The 21857-nt window shown below is 38.5% G+C and carries 12 protein-coding genes; 5 read left to right on the top strand and 7 right to left on the bottom strand.

Going from position 1 to position 21857, the window contains the following annotated elements:
• Nucleotides 1-30: 30 nt before the first annotated feature.
• From nqrF to G3I01_RS01020, 6 genes are read right to left on the bottom strand one after another with little or no spacing between them, the layout of a single operon-like run.
• Nucleotides 31-1317: an NADH:ubiquinone reductase (Na(+)-transporting) subunit F gene (nqrF, locus tag G3I01_RS00995; protein ID WP_219550313.1), complete on the bottom strand. Its 1287-nt coding sequence runs from the start codon at nt 1315-1317 to the stop codon at nt 31-33.
• Between the two features lie 15 nt (nt 1318-1332).
• Nucleotides 1333-1947 carry an NADH:ubiquinone reductase (Na(+)-transporting) subunit E gene (gene nqrE, locus G3I01_RS01000; protein ID WP_219550315.1) on the bottom strand — a complete coding sequence of 205 codons (615 nt, stop codon included), beginning with the start codon at nt 1945-1947 and terminating at the stop codon, nt 1333-1335.
• Between the two features lie 27 nt (nt 1948-1974).
• Nucleotides 1975-2721, bottom strand: coding sequence for an NADH:ubiquinone reductase (Na(+)-transporting) subunit D (locus G3I01_RS01005; RefSeq protein WP_108170193.1), 747 nt, complete (start codon nt 2719-2721; stop codon nt 1975-1977).
• A 2-nt stretch (nt 2722-2723) separates the two neighbouring features.
• Nucleotides 2724-3467 (bottom strand): Na(+)-translocating NADH-quinone reductase subunit C, encoded by a 744-nt coding sequence (locus tag G3I01_RS01010; protein WP_219550317.1) that lies wholly within the window; start codon nt 3465-3467, stop codon nt 2724-2726.
• Between the two features lie 2 nt (nt 3468-3469).
• The gene (locus G3I01_RS01015) at nt 3470-4657 is read right to left on the bottom strand and encodes an NADH:ubiquinone reductase (Na(+)-transporting) subunit B (protein WP_219550319.1); all 1188 of its coding nucleotides are present in this window, start codon (nt 4655-4657) and stop codon (nt 3470-3472) included.
• Between the two features lie 14 nt (nt 4658-4671).
• A complete protein-coding gene (locus G3I01_RS01020) occupies nt 4672-6015 on the bottom strand; it encodes a Na(+)-translocating NADH-quinone reductase subunit A (RefSeq protein WP_219550321.1) in 1344 nt (447 codons plus the stop codon).
• Between the two features lie 160 nt (nt 6016-6175).
• Here G3I01_RS01020 and G3I01_RS01025 point away from each other — a divergent pair, with 160 nt between their 5' ends.
• The 3 genes from G3I01_RS01025 to apaG are packed head-to-tail and all read left to right on the top strand — an operon-like array spanning nt 6176 to nt 8945.
• Nucleotides 6176-7429, top strand: a complete 1254-nt coding sequence (locus G3I01_RS01025) for a DUF5103 domain-containing protein (protein WP_219550323.1) — start codon at nt 6176-6178, stop codon at nt 7427-7429.
• 12 nt (nt 7430-7441) lie between these two features.
• Complete coding sequence (locus tag G3I01_RS01030; RefSeq protein WP_219550325.1) at nt 7442-8557, top strand: DUF3667 domain-containing protein; 1116 nt, start codon at nt 7442-7444, stop codon at nt 8555-8557.
• A gap of 1 nt (nt 8558) precedes the next feature.
• Nucleotides 8559-8945 carry a Co2+/Mg2+ efflux protein ApaG gene (gene apaG, locus G3I01_RS01035; protein ID WP_219550327.1) on the top strand — a complete coding sequence of 129 codons (387 nt, stop codon included), beginning with the start codon at nt 8559-8561 and terminating at the stop codon, nt 8943-8945.
• On the opposite strand, the gene G3I01_RS01040 is transcribed toward apaG, so the two are convergent.
• Nucleotides 8930-9649 (bottom strand): NRDE family protein, encoded by a 720-nt coding sequence (locus G3I01_RS01040; protein ID WP_219550329.1) that lies wholly within the window; start codon nt 9647-9649, stop codon nt 8930-8932. The two genes, apaG and G3I01_RS01040, sit on opposite strands and share 16 nt — an antisense overlap.
• A 139-nt stretch (nt 9650-9788) precedes the next feature.
• Here G3I01_RS01040 and pruA point away from each other — a divergent pair, with 139 nt between their 5' ends.
• A complete protein-coding gene (gene pruA, locus G3I01_RS01045) occupies nt 9789-11432 on the top strand; it encodes an L-glutamate gamma-semialdehyde dehydrogenase (protein WP_219550331.1) in 1644 nt (547 codons plus the stop codon).
• A gap of 293 nt (nt 11433-11725) precedes the next feature.
• Nucleotides 11726-21856 carry a T9SS type A sorting domain-containing protein gene (locus G3I01_RS01050; protein WP_219550333.1) on the top strand — a complete coding sequence of 3377 codons (10131 nt, stop codon included), beginning with the start codon at nt 11726-11728 and terminating at the stop codon, nt 21854-21856.
• The last annotated feature ends 1 nt before the right edge of the window (nt 21857 follow it).

Below are 21857 nucleotides of genomic sequence, written 5' to 3' on the forward strand. Positions count from 1 at the left end.
AAAAATCCCGCCGAAGCGGGATTATAATTATTATCCTCCAAAGTCATCAAATCTGATATTCTCTGGTGGTATTCCGAAGTCCTCACCCATTTTCTGAACTGCTTTGTTCATCAATGGAGGTCCACAGAAATATAATTCTATTTCTTCCGGTTCTTCATGATGTGATAAATAATTATCTATTACCACCTGGTGAATGAATCCTACGAATCCATCCCCTTCATCATCAAGACTGGATTTCACTTTCCAGTTATCTTCTTCCATCGGCTCAGAAAGTGCCAGATAGAATTTGAAGTTAGGGAAATCTCTTTCTAATGCTCTAAAATGTTCTGTATAGAACAACTCTCTTTTAGAACGTCCACCATACCAGTAAGTCACTTTTCTACCGGTCTTCAATGTTCTGAATAAGTGGTAAAGGTGAGATCTCATTGGTGCCATTCCGGCTCCACCACCAACGTAAAGCATTTCTGCATCGCTCTCGTTGATAAAGAATTCACCGTAAGGTCCTGAAATTACAACTTTATCACCCTTCTTAAGGCTAAAGATATAAGAAGAAGCAACCCCAGGGTTTACATCCATCCAACCATCCTTAGCTCTATCCCATGGCGGAGTAGCGATACGAACATTAAGCATGATCTCGCGTCCTTCTGCAGGGTAAGAAGCCATAGAGTAAGCTCTTTCCACTGTTTCAGGGTTTTTCATTACTAATGGCCAAAGTTTGAATTTATCCCACTCTGCCTGGAACTTATCTGGAGTTTCATGTTCTTCAGGGTGAGCAGTGATATCCATATCTTCGAATTTCACCTCACACTTAGGAACTTCAATCTGAATATAACCTCCAGCCTTATAGTCCATATCTTCAGGAATCTCTACTACGAATTCCTTAATAAATGAAGCAACGTTGTAATTTCTAACAACGGTAGCGTCCCATTTTTTAATTCCGAAAACTTCTTCAGGAATGGTAATCTTCATATCCTGCTTTACCTTCACCTGGCAACCAAGTCTCCAGCCATCAGCAATCTCTTTTCTGGTGAAGTGAGGCTCTTCTGTAGGAAGAATTGCTCCACCACCTTCTTTTACGATACACTTACACTGGATACAGGTTCCACCTCCACCACAGGCAGAAGGAAGGAAAAGTTTATTGTCTCCAAGAGTTGAAAGTAAAGTTCCACCGGAACCAACTTCTATATCTTTTTCATTATTAACATTAATAGTTACTGGTCCAGATGGGGACAATTTCGCTTTGGCTCCTAAAAGGATAGAAACCAATAACAAAATAAGAACTAAGAATACTACTACACTCGCTATTATAACTGTCATAATCTTTCTTTACGATTATAATTTAATTCCCATGAAACTCATAAATCCTAGAGCCATTAAGCCGGTAATGATAAAAGTAATACCAAGACCTTTTAATGGAGCAGGGACGTTTGAGTATGCAATTTTTTCTCTAATGGCTGCGATCGCAAGGATTGCAAGGAACCATCCAATTCCACTACCAAACCCGTAGGTAATAGCTTCAGATATTCCACCAAAATCTTTTTGCTGCATAAATAAAGAACCACCAAGGATGGCACAGTTTACAGCGATAAGCGGAAGGAAGATACCAAGAGCACCATAAAGTGCAGGTGCAAATTTCTCCACGATCATCTCAACAAGTTGAACCATAGAAGCAATAACTGCAATAAACATGATAAAACTTAGGAAACTAAGGTCTATCTCTGCATACTCTGCTCCTAACCATGTAAGAGCTCCTGGTTTCAACAGGTAATTATCAAGTAAAAAGTTAATTGGTACAGTAATCGCCAATACGAATATAACGGCAGCACCTAAACCAACAGCTGTTTTTACAGTTTTTGATACCGCCAGGTAGGAACACATTCCCAAAAAGTAGGCGAATATCATATTTTCAATGAAAATACTTCTTACAAATAGATTAACTAATTCCATTTTTTATACTTTTTTGCTGTTCAGCTATTAGTTTTCTTCAATTAGTTTACGGTTTCTAGCACGTTGCACCCAGATGATCACTCCTACCACGATAAGAGCCATTGGCGATAACAACATTAAACCGTTATTCTCATAACCAAACGCATATAGTCCGGTTGATTCAGCAAGGGTAGCACCTTTATGACCAAGAACCTCGAATCCGAATAATTTACCCGAACCTAAAAGCTCTCTAAAGAATGCAACAATGATAAGGATCAATCCATATCCCGCAGCGTTCCCAATCCCATCAAGGAAAGATTTGTATACTCCGTTACCTAAAGCAAAAGCTTCCAGACGTCCCATCACGATACAGTTGGTAATAATAAGACCAACGAATACCGATAATTGTTTACTAACGTCGAATGCATAAGCTTTAAGAACCTCACTTACAAGAATTACAAGCGAAGCTACAACCACCAACTGCACGATTATACGAATACGGCTTGGGATAAGATTTCGCAACATAGAAATGATCATGTTACTAAAAGCCATTACCACCATTACCGCGATTGCCATTACAATTGCCGGCTCTAACTGAACCGTAATTGCCAGTGCAGAACAGATACCTAATACCTGTACTGTAATTGGGTTGTTATCATCTAAAGGATCTGATAATAATTTTCTATTCCCTTTGGAAAGAAAATGCTCTTTTTCTTCAGAATCTGAAAGAAAAAGGATCATTTCCTGTTTCTTCTCTTCCTCTTTAGCAGAGTTGAATTTTTTCTCTTTAGCCATAATTATTTTATTGCTACTTTAATATCCGTTTGCTTCTCGAAATAAGGCAAATAACGCTTCAGTCTTTCTGAGATCATATCTGAAACACCATCACCGGTAATAGTCGCTCCGGAAATAGCATCTACTTTATTATCATCTTTATCTGAAACATCAATGTTTCCCTTTACAACAGATACACCAACAAGGTTTCCATTAGAATCGAAGATCTTTTCATCTTCGAATTTCTTCTTGAACCATTCTTTAGTGATCTCTGCACCAAGACCAGGAGTTTCACCAAGGTGATCGAAAGTCGCACCCTTAATTGTGTTCACGTCATCTTTTAAAGAAATGTATCCGAAGATAGCATTCCAAAGTCCGTTACCTCTCAAAGGAACGATATAATATCTGGAACCTTCAACTTCGGCAACATAAAGTGGAAATATTTGTTCCTCCACTGGTTTCTTAAGTTCCTTAGCAAGGTCTACTTTAAAAGCGTCTACAGATTCATCTACTGAACCGTCCTTTCTAATGGCAATCTCTTCAACTATATATTGATCGTAAAGTTCTTTTGCCCCATCTCTATCTGTAGCAATACCTACAGTAGAAAGGATATTCTGCATTTTCTCTTTACGAATGTTCTCCTGTTGAGTTGGTTGAAGTGAAGTCGCAGCAAACGCAAGTACCGAAGCTACCACCACTACAAGGATCACGGCAAACATAAATGTATAACCGTTGCTATTTGTTTTATTTACTGATTTCTCTTCCATATCTATGCTGTTTCTACCTGAGGATTAGCACTCTTAAGTCTTTTCTTTCTTCTATTGATGTTAGATTGAACCACATAATGATCAATAGTTGGAGCAAAAACGTTCATCAATAGAATTCCTAGCATCACACCTTCTGGGTACGCCGGGTTGAATACACGAATCATTACTGACAGGAATCCAATAAGGAATCCATAGATCCACTTACCTTTCATGGTTTGAGCCGCAGATACCGGATCTGTTGCCATAAACACAATACCAAAGGCAAGTCCACCAACAATAAGGTGAAGGTACCATGGGAAATTAGTCAATTCGTTACCTTGAATTCCAAGGGAAGGCAGCGAGTTGAAAATTAGCCCCATAATAGCAGCTCCAATGAAAGCACTAAGAATAATTCTCCAGCTACCTACTTTGGTAAGTATAAGGATTAGGGCACCTGCAAGAATACAGATCGCAGAAGTTTCTGCGATAGATCCAGGGATCATCCCGCTGAACATGTTCATTGCTGAATAGCTTACTTCATTTCCTGAAGCCAGGGTTCCAAGAATTGTTTCTCCTGAAACGGCATCCACTTCAGCTGCGTTGCTTACCCATACTGTATTACCAGACATGTAAGTAGGATACGCGAAGAAAGCAAATGCACGAGCAGTTAGTGCAGGATTCAGAATGTTCATTCCTGTACCACCAAAAGCTTCTTTCCCGATAAGAACCGCAAATACAACAGATAATGCCACCATCCATAAAGGAATATCGATTGGCATGATCATAGGAATAAGCAATCCTGTTACCAGGTAACCTTCGTTCACCTCGTGACCTCTATAAATCGCGAAAGCAAATTCGATTCCAAGACCCACCGCATAAGAAACAGCGATCATAGGAACAATTTTTAAAGCCCCTTCCAGAAATGCATCCATAAATGGTACACCATTAGCGTATTCCGGTAACTGGTGAAGATATTGATATCCACCATTCCACATTCCGAAAATCAGCGCCGGGATAAGAGCGATCACCACTGTGATCATAGTTCTCTTAAGATCTACTGCATCACGAATGTGAGCTCCTTTTTGAGTTGTATGATTAGGAGTAAAAAGAAAAGTATCCAGGGCATTGATTGCCGGCGCATACTTCTCTAATTTTTGACCTTTATTAAAAGGCTCCCTTATTTTATCTAATCTTTGTCTAATCCATTCCATAGTTCTTCAGCTTTTTAACCTACTTCAGTGATCATTAAATCCAGACCTAATCTAATTACTTCCTGAATCTCAATTTTAGATGTGTTCACATATTCTACCAATGCAAAATCTTCAGGCGCTACTTCATAGATGCCCAGATTTTCCATTTTTTCGATATCTCCTGCCATACATGCCTTAATAAGCTGCATTGGATATACGTCCATAGGCAAAACCTCTTCCATTTCTCCGGTTACCACCAAAGCACGCTCTTCACCATTTAAATTGGTGGTTGGCTTATACTTTCTATTTGGGAACAACCAGGATAAAGAAGTATGTGAATTTGAGTGAATGTTATTGTAGGTAAAAGGTAACCATCCAAACATTCTGTATTTATTCCCTTCAGGAATAAGTGTAACTTCATTTTCGAAGAAACCTATATACTGATTGTTGGATAGCTTGGTACCAGTAAGTACATCACCAGAGATTATTCTAACGTCATCTGAAACCTGACCTATAAGGTCTGCCACATTAGCGCCGATTGTCCCCTGATAATACTTTCTATCTTTAGCTTCACTACCTGTAACCGCAAAGGTGCGATCTGCATGAAGCTCTCCGGTTAAGAACACGTTACCAATAATAGCAACATCCTCTACTCCTACGGTCCAAACGCTCTCTCCTCTGTTAATAGGATCAATCTTATGAATTTGAACTCCAACATTTCCTGCCGGGTGAACTCCATTTACATGATGCAATTCCACACCTTCAATATTCTTCAAATATTGTGCTGAACTATCATCTACAGAAAGGTGAACTTTTCCAGGAGTTAATTTTTTAAGGGCGTTGATCCCTTCCTGAAACGCTTCAACCTTATCCTTAATAATGAAGCCTTTATCGGCTGCTAGAGGAGCAGTTGTTACTGCTGAGATAAAAATAGCTTTTGGAGTGTCTTTTGGATCTGCAACAATATCATAAGGTCGCTGATATATAAAAGCACCACAACCGCTTTCCAGAATCCTTTCCTTCACATCTTTAGCGTCGGCTTTAGATGCATCCATTTTACCGAATTCACGGTAAGCATCTTCAGAGTCTGCCTCAATGATCACTTCAAGGATTCTTCTTTTATCCCCTCTTTTGATTTCTTTAAGAACACCGCTTACAGGTGTAGTAAAGCGAATTTCGTCTGTATATTTTGAATAGAAAATCTCATCACCGGCAAGAAGCTTTGCTCCTTCTTTTACAACCATTTTAGGTACAACAGTGTGAAAATCTGGCGGTTTGATCGCGTAAGTCTTGGATCTCGGAGCTTTTACAAGTTCCTTTTCCGCCTCCCCTTCTAATCGCAGAGATAATCCTCTTTTAATTCGAATGTCTTTTGACATAGGATGGAGTGTATGTTAAAATTTTTAGTTTAAAGTCGTGCAAATTTATGAATTTTCAGTCCATTTATCCCAAGAATTATTAGAATTTTACTTTGGTCAACTGTTAAAATAAATTCTCGCAAAAAGCTTATTTCTATTAACTTTGTCTATTATAATTTATATGAAAGCCTTTCTATTTTTTCTAATTTTTGGAGGAATTACTTTCTCAGCCTACACTCAGCAGATAGAAGAGACTCCTCCTCCATCGTTTATAAGGACTATAATTTTCCAGGGTGGAACCCAGGAAAATGAAGGCAATCCTACGATTAGATTAGGCAATAGATTAACCCTTACGTTTGACGATATTATTGGAGACGAAGCAGATTACTATTATACAATAGAGCATTATAATTTTGACTGGACCCCCAGCCAACTTAGCAAAAATGAATACCTGGAAGGTTTTGACAATGTAAGGATCATGGAATTCACTAATGCTTTGAATACCCTACAGCCTTATACACATTATGAGTTGACAATCCCAAATAATAATGTGAAACAATTAAAGGTTTCCGGAAATTACCTGTTGAGCGTTTATAATAGTAACCGTGAACTTGTCTTCTCCAGGAAATTCATGGTCTATGAACCTCTTGCCCAGGTAAGCGCTGAGATCAAAAGATCCAGAGACCTTACATATATTGACGAAAAACAGGTGGTAAATTTCAGTATAAATTCACCGGACCTACTTCTAAAAAATCCTGAACAGAACGTCAAGGTCATGGTTGTACAGAATAACAATTTGAAACTGGCCATAAAAGATCTGAAACCTCAGTATACGATCGCCAATGAACTTATTTACAGATATGATACAGAATCCTCTTTTTGGGGAGGCAATGAATTCCTTCAGTTCGATAATAAAGAAATAAGGGTCACAACTGCCGATATCTCGAGTGTAGAACTTGAAGACCTTTACCATCATTACCTATTTCTGGATTTCACCAGGAAAAATGAACCCTACACTTACAATCCAGATATTAATGGAGGTTTTATCGTGAGGAATATTCAGGCCCAGGATTCTGATATTGAAGCTGAATACGTTTGGGTACATTTTCGATTAAAGAATTATGATTTCGTTGAAAATTCTGAGATCCATCTTTATGGTGGATTCAACAATTATGAGTTAGACAAAAGCACCTTATTAACTTATAATGAGGTTACGGGCTATTATGAGGGAGCCAGGTTATTCAAGCAGGGATATTATAATTATAAATATGTCCTACTTACTGATGATGGCGCTATTGATGACGGATTTATAAGCGGTAATTTTGATGAGACCGAAAATCTGTACAGCATTTTTGTTTACTACCGCACACCCGGAGCAAGATATGACCGAATGATTGGTGTTGGATATGCAAATTCTCAAAATATTCGAAACTAATACCTTTTCCCAATGCTGGAAAAATATAATAAAAAGGATGCCATTTATAAGTATCGTGGTGACCATTGCCTGAACTGTGATCTACCTTTAGACAAGACTGATCGCTATTGCCCAAATTGCGGACAGCAAAACACAACCCGAAAATTAAATTTTGGCGACCTCATCACCGAATTCTTCTCTGGTATGTTCTCTTACGATTCCAGATTTCAGAGAACTTTGCGGGTCTTGCTTTTTAAACCCGGGAAAATTTCAAAGGATTATATAAATGGAAAAAGGGTAAGGTATGCGAATCCGTTTAGATTCTACCTTAGCGCATCGATCGTTTTTTTCCTGATTGCCGGTATTTCAGACAGATTTGAAGGAGTGAACCTTGCCGAGCAGGATGAGGGTTTCAGAAATGACATGGCTGAAATACAGAAAGACAGTCTCCTGAAATCTGAATTACAGGAGATTCCAATTCTTAAAAAAAACAACATACCCGTAGATTCTATTTTTAATAAAGTATCTGCTAAACCAGAAGAAGTTGAAACTTACAAGGATTCATATGTACTTCAGAAAGATCTGGACAGCATGGACTTCTTTACCAAAAACGGACATAAGCTAAATACTTTCTATAAATACTATAAGGAGAAAAGAGTAACCGATTCAGAAGCAGCATTAAAAGAATTAAATTATGAGAATTCGGGCTGGAATACCTGGCTTTATCACAAGGCTATAAAATTTGACCTGTTTTATAATAATCCCAAATTATTTGCCGATTATTTCATCAATAAACTGCCCTTTATCATATTCTTCTATCTGCCTGTTTTTGCGCTTTTTATTTGGCTGCTTTACCTGAGACGACCGTTCAACTATATGGAACATCTTATTTTTGCTTTCCATGTCCAGTCTACCCTATTCGTCCTTTACATAATTGGCTACTCCATAGATTATATGATAAATTCAGACTGGGGTTTCACCTTAGCCAATACAATATTTGTCTTCTACCTGTATAAATCCATGAGAAATTTTTATGGTCAGGGGCGTGTTAAAACGATTTTAAAGTTTATCATACTAAACATAATATTCTTTATTTTAGCTGCAATAGCCACAGTTATCGCTGTAATTGTTTCGTTCTCAATATTTTAAAATGACCCAACAGATCACCAAAGGCATCAAGATTTCAGTCGAAACACATTTCGAAGGGATGTTCTATAAGAACTATAAGATACACTATGCTTTTGGTTACCAGATCACTATAGAGAACCAGAGCAATGATTCTGTTCAGTTAAAATCGCGTTTCTGGGAGATCAAAGATGCCCTTAACGATACTGAAATAGTAAAAGGAGAAGGGGTCATTGGCAAACAACCCATTTTAAAACCGAACGAAAGCCATACTTACCAAAGTGGCTGTCTTTTAACCGGTCCGTTTGGAGCGATGACAGGGTATTATAATATGCTCAATTTTTCTAACTCAAGGAGCTTCAAGGTCAGGATACCAACCTTTAAATTAAGCGCACCTTACGCATTAAACTGAATATATTCTTCGGTATATTCCTTTGTTCTTAAATTCTCATAACTGAATTTCAACTCCATGGTAGAGTTATGAACTTGGCTAATACTCTGAGTCCTCAAAAAACCACGGTCAATAATAAGATCTGATTCTTTATTTCCCTCACCGGCATTATGGTGAAAATCCAAAAGAGCCTCAGAAGAAAAGCCCTTGGATTCTTTCAGCTCTTTGAACCATTTTCTCCTAAGGTCTTTCATGGAATCATTATATAAAGGGGAAGAAGACCAGATATGTTCTTGCATGGGCAACTTACTGATCCTTCTATTTTCGCCATCCCATAAAAACTCATAAAAAATAAGTCCGTTATGCCAGTCTACGATGATCATGGTAAATGGTTCAATGCCTTCGAGTTTATAGTCCTGTAAAAGTTTTTTCAGTTTTTTCCTGCTTAAAAAATCTTTCACCACTACCCCCCTGCTTTTTCTATATTCAGGTTTTCGAACATGAGGTTTATCAGCACCATTCATAAGACAAATACACCTTAGATTTTCGCTTACCCCTAACCAGGTCCCTCCTGCCTCTTTATCTTTTGGATAATATAGTTTTGTTCCTTTATATATCTCCGTTTGTGGAGCAAGGGTTTCCCTACTTACAGCTTCATCCCTGTTTGATGTAAGAATAAATCCATTCATAGAATCTGGATGGGGAACTAAAGTGACCGTACACATAGGTGAATCTCAAAATTTTAAGGAAAATTACAAAAAAAGTTAAGCTTTCGTGAAGGGTACCTACTTGTTCTTCTAAACCGCTTTATTTTTTTACCTTTAACGGAATTAAATTACAATCGAAAAAAGCAAAAATAATATTATGGGAAAAGGATTTTTTCACGTTCCTGTGGCTGTAAATGAGCCAGTTAAGAGCTATGCTCCAGGTACTCCCGAAAGAGAGGAAGTTTTACTTACTTACAAAGATCTATGGAACGCAAATACTGAAGTTCCGCTTTACATTGGATCTGAAGAAATAAAAACAGGTGATACTAAAACTATAAATCCTCCGCACGATCACAAACACGTAGTTGGAACCTATCATCTGGCTAAGAAAAAACATGTAGAAAAAGCAATTGCCGAATCTCTAGAAGCCAGAAAAAAATGGTCTAAACTGGAGTGGGAACAACGTGCTGCTATTTTTCTTAAAGCTGCAGACCTTATTTCTGGACCTTATAGACAGAGATTGAATGCGGCTACTATGATTGGCCAGTCCAAAAATATTTACCAGGCTGAAATTGATTCTGCAGCAGAGATCTGTGATTTCCTTAGATTTAACGTAGAGTTCATGGCTGAACTATATAATGAGCAACCAATCTCTTCCGATGGTAATTGGAACCGTGTGGAATACAGACCTCTTGAAGGATTTGTATACGCGATCACTCCATTTAACTTTACCGCAATTGCAGGTAATCTACCATCGAGTGCGGCCCTTATGGGTAATGTTGCTGTATGGAAGCCAAGTGACAGCCAGATGCTATCGGCCCAGGTACTTATGGAAGTATTCAAAGAAGCAGGAGTTCCTGATGGTGTAATCAACATGATCAATGGTGATCCTGGAATGATTACCGATACGGTACTTGCAAGTCCAGATTTCGCCGGAATCCATTTCACAGGAAGTACTGACGTATTTAAAGGAATTTGGGAAAAAATTGGAAGTAACATCCGTAAATACAAATCTTACCCAAGAATTGTGGGAGAAACAGGAGGAAAAGATTTTATTCTTGCACATCCAACTGCAAAAGCTAAACAAGTTGCAACAGCAATTTCAAGAGGTGCTTTTGAATACCAGGGACAGAAATGTAGTGCTGCTTCCAGAGTTTACCTTCCAAAAAGTCTTTGGCCAGAGATCAAAGAATTCGTAAAAGAAGACGTTGAATCCTTTAAAATGGGATCGCCAGAAGATATGACCAATTTTATCAATGCGGTTATACACGAAGCTTCTTTCGATAAACTGGCAAGCTATATTGATAAAGCCAAGAAAGATAAGAATGCTGAGATCGTAGTTGGTGGAAATTATGATAAATCTAAAGGTTACTTTATTGAACCAACCGTTATCCTAACCACAGATCCTCATTATACTACTATGGAAACCGAATTATTTGGCCCTGTAGTTACTATATACGTATATGACGATAAAAACTTCAACGAGCAGAAATGGGCAGATATCTGTGAAGTCGTAGACAATACCAGTATATATGCATTAACAGGAGCAATTTTATCCGGAGACCGTTATGCCGCTGCCCAGGCGACAGATCTGCTTCAAAATGCTGCTGGTAATTTCTATATCAATGACAAGCCTACGGGAGCTGTTGTAGGTCAGCAACCATTTGGTGGTGCAAGATCTAGTGGTACCAATGATAAAGCAGGATCCAAAATGAACCTTATGAGATGGATCTCTGTGAGATTGATCAAGGAGACTTTTGTTCCAGCAACAGATTACAGATATCCATTTATGGGAGAATAACTCTCAAAAAACATCTAAATTATTCGAAAGGCCGCTTGAAAAAGCGGCCTTTTTATTTGTAGTTGACAATCAAGTAATTAGATTTTATTTCAGAAAGAATTGCGATTTTCATCGACAATCAACGTTTTTTAGCGAAAAATTAGTAATTATTAATAAATTTCATTTAAATTTATTCGCTATCTCACTTGCCCTCAACAAATTATGTGATATGGCAAATTAATGTCGCCCCACATTATTTTACCCCATTTTATTATACCCTACGTAACTAATTATTGTAATAAAACCTTGCACCTATGGGTAAAAAATTACACGGGAATCTTTTATTGTTCTTATTTTTTGTTCCAGTTCTAGTCTGGGGACAATGTCCTACATCGGTATCTATTTCATCTAATACTGGTAATACTATTTGTGAAGGGACCAACGTAACTTACACTGCTACTCCCAATGGAGGTACCGGTCCATATATTTATCAATGGAAAATTGATAATGTAAATCAAGGCGGGACTACAAATTCAAATACTTTTTCAAGTACCACTCTTACTAATGGACAAGTAGTTTCGGTTGAGGTTACAGAGGCTAATAGCACTTCCTGTTCTATAAGTAATAATGGAAGCCCTATTACAGTAAATACAACTAAAACACCTACAGTCAATTTTAATGTCCCGGCAGGCAACATATGTATGGGAAATTTAAAACTTACTGCTTCTAATACTAATGCCGGCACCAACCCAACTTACGAATGGTATGTAGATGGAAATCTTGAGCAGTCTTCGGGATCAAAGGATTTCACTTATAACTATTCTACAGATAAATCATATTCAGTAAAAGTTGTTCTAAACAGTAATTATATCTGCCCATCGCCTGCATCGGTGGAAGTGATTAAAACAGTTACAATTTCTCCAGATGCAACGATTTCATCATCAAACACCGACGTAAATAGCGCCTGTTTGAATCAACCTATTACGCCAATAGTATTTAATATTGGAGGAAGTGCTACCGGAGCATCAGTGTCTGGATTACCGCCCGGCTTAAGCGGTTCGTTTAGCAACGGAACTTTTACCATTAGTGGTAGCCCTACTTCGTCTGGTAATTTTAATTATACAGTAACTACACAAGGCCCGTGTAGTAATGCATCACAAGGAGGCACTATTGAGGTTGTAAAGGATGCTACCATCTCTTTGAGTTCAGGAAGTATAAATCAGGAAGTTTGCCAATCACAAAATATCGAAAATATTGTCTATTTAATAGGTGAAACCGGTAATGGAGCAACAGTAAATGGATTACCTCCTGGAGTTTCAGGTAGTTATTCTGCAGGTAATTTTACCATAAGCGGTTCCTCCACTCAGGTCGGGGTTTTTAATTATTCAATATTTGCAACGGGTTCATGCGGTAGTTCATCTATGCTAAACGGAACAATTACCATTAATGAGAATCTAACTCCATCTGTTTCCATTACGTCTTCAGATGCAGATAATATTATCTGCGAGGGAACTGAGGTAATTTTTACAGCCAGCTCTACAAATGCAGGTAATAATCCGCAATATCAATGGAAAGTTAATGGAATTGACCGAGGTTCTCCAACAAATTTAAACACGTTCAATATTACAGATCTTTCGAATGCCGATGCTGTAACCGTAGAATTGACAAGTTCTGAAGGCTGTACAACCTCCAATCCTGTTTTAAGTAATTCTATTGCTACAGAAGTGAACCTAAATCTCACTCCAGAAGTTACCATTTCTGCCAGTGACAGTGATATATGTCCTGGTGATGAAGTTATTTTCAGCATTGCAACTATAAGTAATGAAGGATTAAGCCCAACATATCAATGGAAGTTAGACGGCGTTAATATAGGGACCAACAGTCCAATCTTTAGCACAACCAACCTTACCGATGGTCAATCAGTTTCGCTTATTATTACCTCAAGTGAAACCTGTTTAGCTACCACGACGGCTACAAGTAATGTTGTAGGTATAGATGTTTTCCCTCCGGCACCAGCAATCCCTGGCAATATTTCCGGGGAAATCGAAGTTTGTTCCTCAGCCACTGGATTAACCTATACAGTTCCTCCGGTTGAAAATGCAGAAACCTATAACTGGATATTTCCATCTGGTTGGAATATTACTTCTGGTGCAGGTACAAATTCAGTAACTGTAAATGCGGGTACTGGCAGTGGAAATATTTCTGTAAAGGCAAGTAATACTTGCGGTGATAGCTCCACCGAAAGCACTCTTGCTGTAACTTCAGTAAATGGAGTTCCGGCAAATCCAGGTAACATCACTTCAGATCTAGGCGGAAACAATAATATCTGCCCTCCATATGATATTAATTTTAGCGTTGCTGCAAGTGGGACATTTAAGTGGACAATTCCGGCTGGCTGGACCTTACTTAACGGTGCAGGCACTAATTCTGTAAACGTTAGAATTAATGATGCCTCCACTAGTGGTATTAAAGAAGTATCTGTAGTAGCTACCAATATTTGTGGTAATAGCGCTCCCTCGACTTATGGCGGTATAGTAGTAGACAATCATATTGTAGCGAACTTTGGTCCCGATCAAACTATATGCAAAAGTCAAAATTCAATTGTATTATCAGGAGAACGCAGTTTTGGAGACGCAAGTCTTGACGTAAACTTCTCAACTTCTGGAAGTGGAACCTTCAGCAATGGTCCCGGAGGAAATAACAAAACCGGTACTTTTCAAGTTACTTACACCCCTACTGCAGCAGATAAAACTGCCGGACAGGTAACTTTAACGATGACTGTTCCCGAGCCTAAAGGTAACAGCAATAATGGAAATAAGTGCGGTGAATCTAGCGATTCCATAATACTGTACTTTACACCTGATGCTACTATTAGTGATCCAAGTAATAAGGCTCAAGATATATGTATTAATACTCCTCTGGAGAATATTTCATTTAATATTGGAGGAGGAGCCACAGGGGCTACAATCTCAGGGCTACCCCCGGGAGTTAGCGGAAATTTTAGTGCCGGGGTATTTACAGTTTCTGGTAATCCAACCCAAATTGGAAATTATTCTTATACCGTAAGCTCCACTGGAAATTGCACAAGCCAGCAAACTACCAGAACAGGAACAATTAATGTTTTGCCTAATAATACTATAGCAGCCGCAGCTAATAAAGATCAAACCGTATGTATTAACCAGCCAATCGCTGCGATGGAATTTCCAGTAAATTCCACGGTAACTTCAGTAAACACAAGCAACTTACCCAACGGAATCACCGGAAGTATTATTGGAGGAAATTTCATTTTAAGCGGGACCCCTGATGTTTCAGGAACTTTCGAATATTCGCTTGAAACTGTGGGAACTTGTGAAACTACCACCACTACAGGTACAATTACAGTAAATCCTGATGTCACAATTACCGATCCTGCTAATATTGATCAAACAGTATGTATTAACAGTCCTATTTCTGAAATTCAATTTGAAATTTCATCACCGGGATCTGGAGCAAGTGTAACAGGTTTACCTCAGGGATTAAGCGGAAATTTTTCCGATGGAATTTTCACCATTTCAGGAAGTCCAACTGAGGCTGGAGCAATCCCCGGTGAAAATGGCATTTTCAACTACACCGTCCAAACGGAAGGTGAATGTGAGCAGGCTACTTCACAGGGAACCATCACCGTAATTCCAGATCCTACAGCAACAATTTCCTATCCGGAGAATATTTGTACTTCAATCGCTGGAAGCGTAAATGTGAATTTAGACGGTACAGGCAATTATAGCGGAGGAACATATAGCGCTACCCCAGCTGGGCTAACTATTAGTTCCAGTTCTGGTGCAATAACACCCGGCGCTAGTGATCCTGGAACTTATTTAGTTACCTATAATGGACAAGAAAATTGCAATCCGGCCGTCGCTACTGTTGAGGTTACAATAATAGCTGAGCCATTTGTGGAAATAAGTTATGAGGATCCATTTTGTAATTCAGATACGGTTTTAAAAGAACCGATTTTCTCCAATGGTGTTGGCAATTATCAAAATGGAACTTTTTCATCTTCCCAACCCGGCGGACTAATTATTGATCCTAACACAGGAGAAATAAATGCCCAGACAAGTGGCCCGGGAACTTACGATATATTCTATACAATAAGCGCGGATTCAGGTTGTAATGAAGTAGTAGTTACCACTGAAGTTACAATCACACAAAACCCACAAATTAATATTTCCTATCCTGAAACAATTTGTTCTTCAGAAACTGCTATACCCGTGGTTACTAGTGGAGAAGATGGTGATTATGAAGGCGGAGTGTACTCAGGTTCCAACGGCCTTTCAATTTCAACAGATGGCACTATAAACCCATCAGAAAGTATTCCGGGACCTCACACTGTGACCTATTCCATACCTTCTAATGCCGGTTGTGATGAGGTAGTTGCTACCGCAGAATTCACTATTAAGGAGGTGCCTGTTATAACCACAGATCCTGTAAATACAGGTGTTTGTTCTAATAGTCCGGCTGAATTCGAAGTAATTGCCAGTGGTGCTGACCTTACCTACCAATGGTATAGAATTTTAGAAGATGGTACCGAAGAAATGATCGCAGGTGAAAATGAGGCTATCCTTAATTTTTCAAATGTAACTGCGGTTGATGCATTGCAATATTATGTAATCGTAAGTGGAGATGATTCATGTATCCAGGACACTTCAGAAATTGTAACTCTGAATGTCGATGAAGATATTACCATCACTGAACCTTCACAAGATATTACCATATGTGAGGATTCTCAGGATGAAATAAGCTTCTTATTTAGAGGTCATGCAAATGGAGCCATTTTAGATTTTGACTGGTATAAAGATGGAAACATAGTTAATCCTGTAAGCAATAAGATAGAGATTGGTGTTACCGGACCTGATGGACCGAACGGAGAGTATACCGGTACGCTAACTATCATAGATCCGGAAGCTGGAGAAAATGGTGATTCTGGAGTATATTATGTGGTTGTAGATGGACCAGACTATTTCACATGCCCGGAAGCAACCTCAAAAACATTTACATTCAGAGTTGATCCTAGACCAGAAGCTCCCACGGTTTCAAATCAGGAATTCTGTCTTAATGAAGATGCAGGGAATCTTACCGCATCTGGAGAAGATGGTAATGAAATCAAATGGTATACTTTCGATTCTTCTACTTCAGAATATACATTTATAGGTAATACTATTCCTATTGAAACTTCCAATCCGACTACATTCGAATATTACGCTACCCAAACCAGACCCAATGGTTGCGAAAGTGATTATTCAGAAATGTTAACAATCGATATTCTTGAAACACCACCTCCTGTTTCCGAAGAAGTAATAAAATTTGAATATTGTCATAATGAACAGGATGTCCAACCACTTGAAGTAATTCCAGCCGATGGAGCCGAAATAAATTGGTATGCTTCAATTGATGCTGAAACTGCTTTATCTGAAGCTCCTACTCCTTCCACAAATGTAGTAAATACGACAACCTATTACGTTAGCCAGACTTTTGTATCGACTACCGGTTGTGAGAGTGATAGAACTCCTGTGGAAGTTAGAATTAAAGAAATTCCTAATGTGATTGTAGATATCATTGGAGATGAAAATACAATTTGTCTAGGAAGCAGCATTGATTTTACCGCTACCGGAGCAGAAACCTACACCTGGTATTTAGGAGAATTAGAATTACAAAGTGGTGCCACAGCAACCTATCAGGCAACACCCACTACCCTGGGCGAAAATAAGTACACGGTAGTTGGAACTACCGAGGGATGTAGCAATTCTTATGAAATTTCAGTTTTTGTTGATGATAATACCGTTATCGGAAATTTAAATGCACCTGAAAGAATTTGTATTTCAAACGGCACTGCAGAAGTTTCTTTAGAAAGTAGAACTGGCGATATCATAAAATGGGAATATAAAAATGCTTCTACTGCCGATGTTTGGACTGAAACAGCAGATATAGACCTAAGTGACACCAGAATATTCAGTGGTTTAACCGAAACTACTTCTTACAGGGTTACGGTTAAAAATGGAGTTTGTGACGAAGCTACAAGCGAAACAACCATAATTGTTGACCAGCTACCAGAAGGCGGAAAAGCTCTTTGGGCTAAAAATACCGATAGATTATTCCTTACCTGTCAAAATCCCGTACCAGGATATGCTAGCAGGTTAAACCTTAGTGAATATTCAGGAGAAGTGTTAGGTTGGGAATATCGTGGAGTATCAGATAATTCATGGACAACTATCAACAGTACCCTGGATTATCTAACCCCTGATGAAATTGAAAACGTCATTACAAATGAAAGCACAGCTTTTCGTGCTATTATAGGTAATAATTCCTGTAACAATACTTATTCTGAAACAGCGATTGTAAGTGTTATTGAAGCTGATATTAAACCTACTCCTGTAGAAGTAGATAAAGACGTCATTTGTATTGGTGACGAAATTTCTCTTAGCTCTGAAACCGGTTATAGCTCTGAAGGCGGAAAACTAGATGGAGGTGCTTTCGATAATGCAGGTATTAAAAATAATGGCTGGGACTTTACAAATCCTAATGGCGGTTCAAATGATTTTGATTCTGGAGCGAACAACGGAAGAGCAGATCATTGGTTAAGAATGAACCCGCATGGTAGTGATCCCCAGGAAAATGAAAAGGTTTATACCGCGAATTTATATCCTATTGAAAGTCAAAGCCCAACTAATGGATCTATGGTCAATTTCCGTACTTTCTCAACAAACGAGGGAAATAAAGGTTTTGCTTTGGTCACAGGAAATAACGATTCTTTCATGGAAACCCCTGTTTTTTCTCTTGGTGGTCTGGACGAAGCGATTCTTACCTGGGATCAGGCATACAACCTTACCGAAGGAGCAAGAATCAGGGTTGAAATCTCTACAAATGGCGGAGGATCCTACGAAACTGTACTTTTTGATATTACCGGAACTGCTACCAGCGGAAATTACAACAACTTTGGTGATCTTACTCCCGAGCTTAGACCATTGAATAAAATGGTAGTAGACCTTGGAGCATATTTAGGACAGTCTAATTTAAGAATTCGCTTTAATTACGAAGGTACAATTGATGGGGATGTTTGGGCAGTGGATAATATAGAGGTGCCAGAAGGTCCCCAGGATGTTATTCTACAATGGTATTATGATGATGATCTTAATGATCCGGATAATTACCTTGAGCCAATCGGTGCAGAAAATCAGAGTACCGTAACCTTTATTCCTCGTAAAATAGGCTGGAATGACTTCGAAGTTCAAACCAGAATAATATTAGATAGTAATGGTGATCAATGCCAGAGTATAGAAAATTTTGAAACTATAAGAGTTTGGGCGTTTGACAGATACACCACTAACGTTGCAACAGAAGTTGGATCATGCGGTAGCCTTTCGGTACAACTTAATGCAAACGTATATGCAGATTACCAGGCAAAAAATATTACCGAATATCCAACCCTGGACGGTTATATAGGTAGCTGGCAGGTAGAAGATCTTAATGGAAATACTGTAACTACCGGATTTGAAATTTCTAATCAAGACCCTGAAAGTACTTTGGATCCTATAAACAATCCACAAGCAATCTTTACGGCAGAAAATTTGGGAGATTATAATTTTAAATGGATCCTTACCCCTACTGAAGTAGATGAAAATGGAAATTTAATAGATAATTCAGGATGCCCTCCAGTTGAAAATCCATCGAATGTAACTTTAGTAGATTGTACTACCCTGGATTTTGACGGGGACGATGATTATATAGACCTTGGAAATAACTACAACGGAAGCTATTTTATAGAAGCATGGATAAGACCTTTTGACAGGCCTATTGATGATGGTGGTTCTACCGATGCATCAACAGGAGTAATCTTTAGTAGTTCAGGTTTTGAAATTAAAATGGAGAATTTACCTTCAACTATTCAAAAGAACAGTAGATGGTATCATATAGCAGTTTCCAATGGTGGTGATCTTTGGGTCGATGGAGTAGCCTCCGGTAAGATCACTGTAAACGGTTCTGGTATTAATAATACGAGTATTGGTGCTAGATATAATGCAGGGACCAAGACCACATCTAACCACTTTTCAGGATGGATCGATGAATTGAGAATTTGGAATGGTAATTCTGCTCCAGATATAAACGAAATAAGATTTATGATGAACCAGCGCATTAAACTTAATGATGCTGCGACCGCAAATTCTCTTATTGAAGGTGAAATAGTGCCAAACCTGGAAATTGCAGATGGCTTCAGCAGTTATTATACAAGGAACGGTCACAATCTTGACCAGGATGGTGTTGAGTTCTATAATCAAACCTGGGGTGATCTTGCAGGTTATTATCGTTTGATTTCAGATAATCCAGATCCACAAAATTTAACGGCGTGCGCTACCTTCGACGATAGCCTTAAACCGATTGGCGGATATACTCCAGATCACTCTATAAATGAAGTACCAGGCAGGTTGGTAAATATTACCACTAATCAGGAAAATACATCTCCTACACCTTACTGTTCTGGATCTGACGGGCAATGGGCTAACGTTAGTACATGGGCCAGGCCAACGGTATGGGATTATCCAAATAGCTCATACAATGGAACTGCTATAGACTGGAATATCGCCAGGATCAATCACAATATCACTTCAGACAGCAAAGAAATTATTATGCTTGGATTGCTTTCTGAAACTTCCGAGAAATTACTTAGCATAAACGGTGATCACGCAATCAGAATCACCCACTATCTATTACTGGATGGAAATATGGATCTTGTTGATGATTCTCAATTATTACAGGATCATGGTAGTATTCTTGACAATTCCAGTGGAGGCTGGGCTGAAATAGATCAAAAGGGAAGAAAAAGTAGTTTCAATTATAATTATTGGACCAGTCCGTTTTCTAATCAGGGATCAAATAACAATTCTGGATTTATAATTGAGAATATATTATTTGATGGTACAAATACAAACATTGATGAACCTGCCATTAATTTTACTCCTGGATACTTCTCTGCAGACGGAGGAATAACGAGTCCTATAACTATCAGCAATGAATGGATCTGGGATTTTAGAGGAGGAGATGCAGATATTTATGGAGATTGGTTACATCTAGGATCTGATTACCTAGAAATAGTTGGAGCTGGATTCTCTATGAAGGGAACAACGGGATCTGCAGGTCTGACTGAGAAACAAAATTATACTTTTAGGGGTAAACCAAATAATGGCAATATTCCTACGGGCGAATTATACTTAGATAGCGGCCAGAACTTCCTCGTTGGAAACCCTTATCCCTCCGCTATACATGCTTGGGAATTTTTATTAGATAATCTACCCAAATCAAAAAGCTTCACTCTAGGAGGTAAAACATACACTGGAAGAAGAGAAAATGGAGACCAACCATTCAACGGTACCATATATTATTGGGACCATTTCTCAGGAAAAACTCATATCCTTGAAGAGTATGTTGGTGGTTATGCAACATATACTCTAGCAGGAAGTGCTCCAGCTATTTCAAATGACTGGCGGATTAACAGTGAAGGTGGCGCGAATAATATTTTACCAGAGGACATTATACCAGTTGCTCAAGGATTCTTTTTAAACAGCGCCCAAATTGTTGGAGAAACTTTTGCAGGTGATATAATTTTTAAAAACACCCAAAGGATATTTCAGCCACTAAAATCTGGCGTTTCGATTTTCCTACAACAAGAAGAAGATATTATCAAAGGACACACAAGGACAAAATCTTATGAAGACAATCGAATGAAGATCAGGTTAAAATATGAGTCCCCTAAAGGTTATCATCGACAAATCCTTGTGACAAGTGATGAAAATACTTCTAATGGTTTCGACATTGGATATGATGCGCCTTTAATCGAAAATAATTTAGAGGACATGTACTGGTGGTTTGAGGATCATGGCTTTGTAATACAGGGAGTTCCAGATTTTGCTAATGAACAGATCTTACCTCTAGCTGTTAAAACCAAGGAAGGTGGTGATTTTAAAATAAAAATCGATGCTACTGAAAACTGGCCATCAGGTAAGGAACTTTATTTAAAAGATAAAGCTCTGGATACCATACATGATATTCTAAAAGAAGATTATATTGGAAAAATCGAAGGCGCAGGTGAAATAACAGATCGTTTTGAGCTTGTATTTTTCAAAGAAAAAGCTCTTGACCCGGATGATATTTTAAATCCCGATCTTCCAATTTTAGACGGTATCGTGGGTATAAGTTACAGCCGTTTCGACAAACAGGTTAAGATCAGTAATTTCGACCTTCTTGATGTAGATAAGGTCATGATATTCGACCTGGGCGGAAAGTTAATTCAGGAGTTTGATGAATTACCTACTGAGAAAGAGATCCGTCTCAGAATGAGACCTGTGAGATCTGGGGTTTACATAGTGAAAGTTTTCTGTGAGAATGGTATTTGCAACAAAAAGATCATTATTGAATAAA

Source organism: Gramella sp. MT6 (assembly GCF_019357415.1).
GTDB lineage: Bacteria > Bacteroidota > Bacteroidia > Flavobacteriales > Flavobacteriaceae > Christiangramia.

Excerpts from the sequence above, each read along its gene's own strand:
- G3I01_RS01015 (WP_219550319.1), bottom strand. The coding sequence starts at position 4,657 with ATGGAATGGATTAGACAAAGATTAGATAAAATAAGGGAGCCTTTTAAT.
- G3I01_RS01020 (WP_219550321.1), bottom strand. The coding sequence starts at position 6,015 with ATGTCAAAAGACATTCGAATTAAAAGAGGATTATCTCTGCGATTAGAA.
- pruA (WP_219550331.1), top strand. The coding sequence starts at position 9,789 with ATGGGAAAAGGATTTTTTCACGTTCCTGTGGCTGTAAATGAGCCAGTT.
- G3I01_RS01025 (WP_219550323.1), top strand. The coding sequence starts at position 6,176 with ATGAAAGCCTTTCTATTTTTTCTAATTTTTGGAGGAATTACTTTCTCA.
- apaG (WP_219550327.1), top strand. The coding sequence starts at position 8,559 with ATGACCCAACAGATCACCAAAGGCATCAAGATTTCAGTCGAAACACAT.
- G3I01_RS01005 (WP_108170193.1), bottom strand. The coding sequence starts at position 2,721 with ATGGCTAAAGAGAAAAAATTCAACTCTGCTAAAGAGGAAGAGAAGAAA.
- G3I01_RS01030 (WP_219550325.1), top strand. The coding sequence starts at position 7,442 with ATGCTGGAAAAATATAATAAAAAGGATGCCATTTATAAGTATCGTGGT.
- nqrF (WP_219550313.1), bottom strand. The coding sequence starts at position 1,317 with ATGACAGTTATAATAGCGAGTGTAGTAGTATTCTTAGTTCTTATTTTG.
- G3I01_RS01040 (WP_219550329.1), bottom strand. The coding sequence starts at position 9,649 with ATGTGTACGGTCACTTTAGTTCCCCATCCAGATTCTATGAATGGATTT.
- G3I01_RS01010 (WP_219550317.1), bottom strand. The coding sequence starts at position 3,467 with ATGGAAGAGAAATCAGTAAATAAAACAAATAGCAACGGTTATACATTT.
- G3I01_RS01050 (WP_219550333.1), top strand. The coding sequence starts at position 11,726 with ATGGGTAAAAAATTACACGGGAATCTTTTATTGTTCTTATTTTTTGTT.
- nqrE (WP_219550315.1), bottom strand. The coding sequence starts at position 1,947 with ATGGAATTAGTTAATCTATTTGTAAGAAGTATTTTCATTGAAAATATG.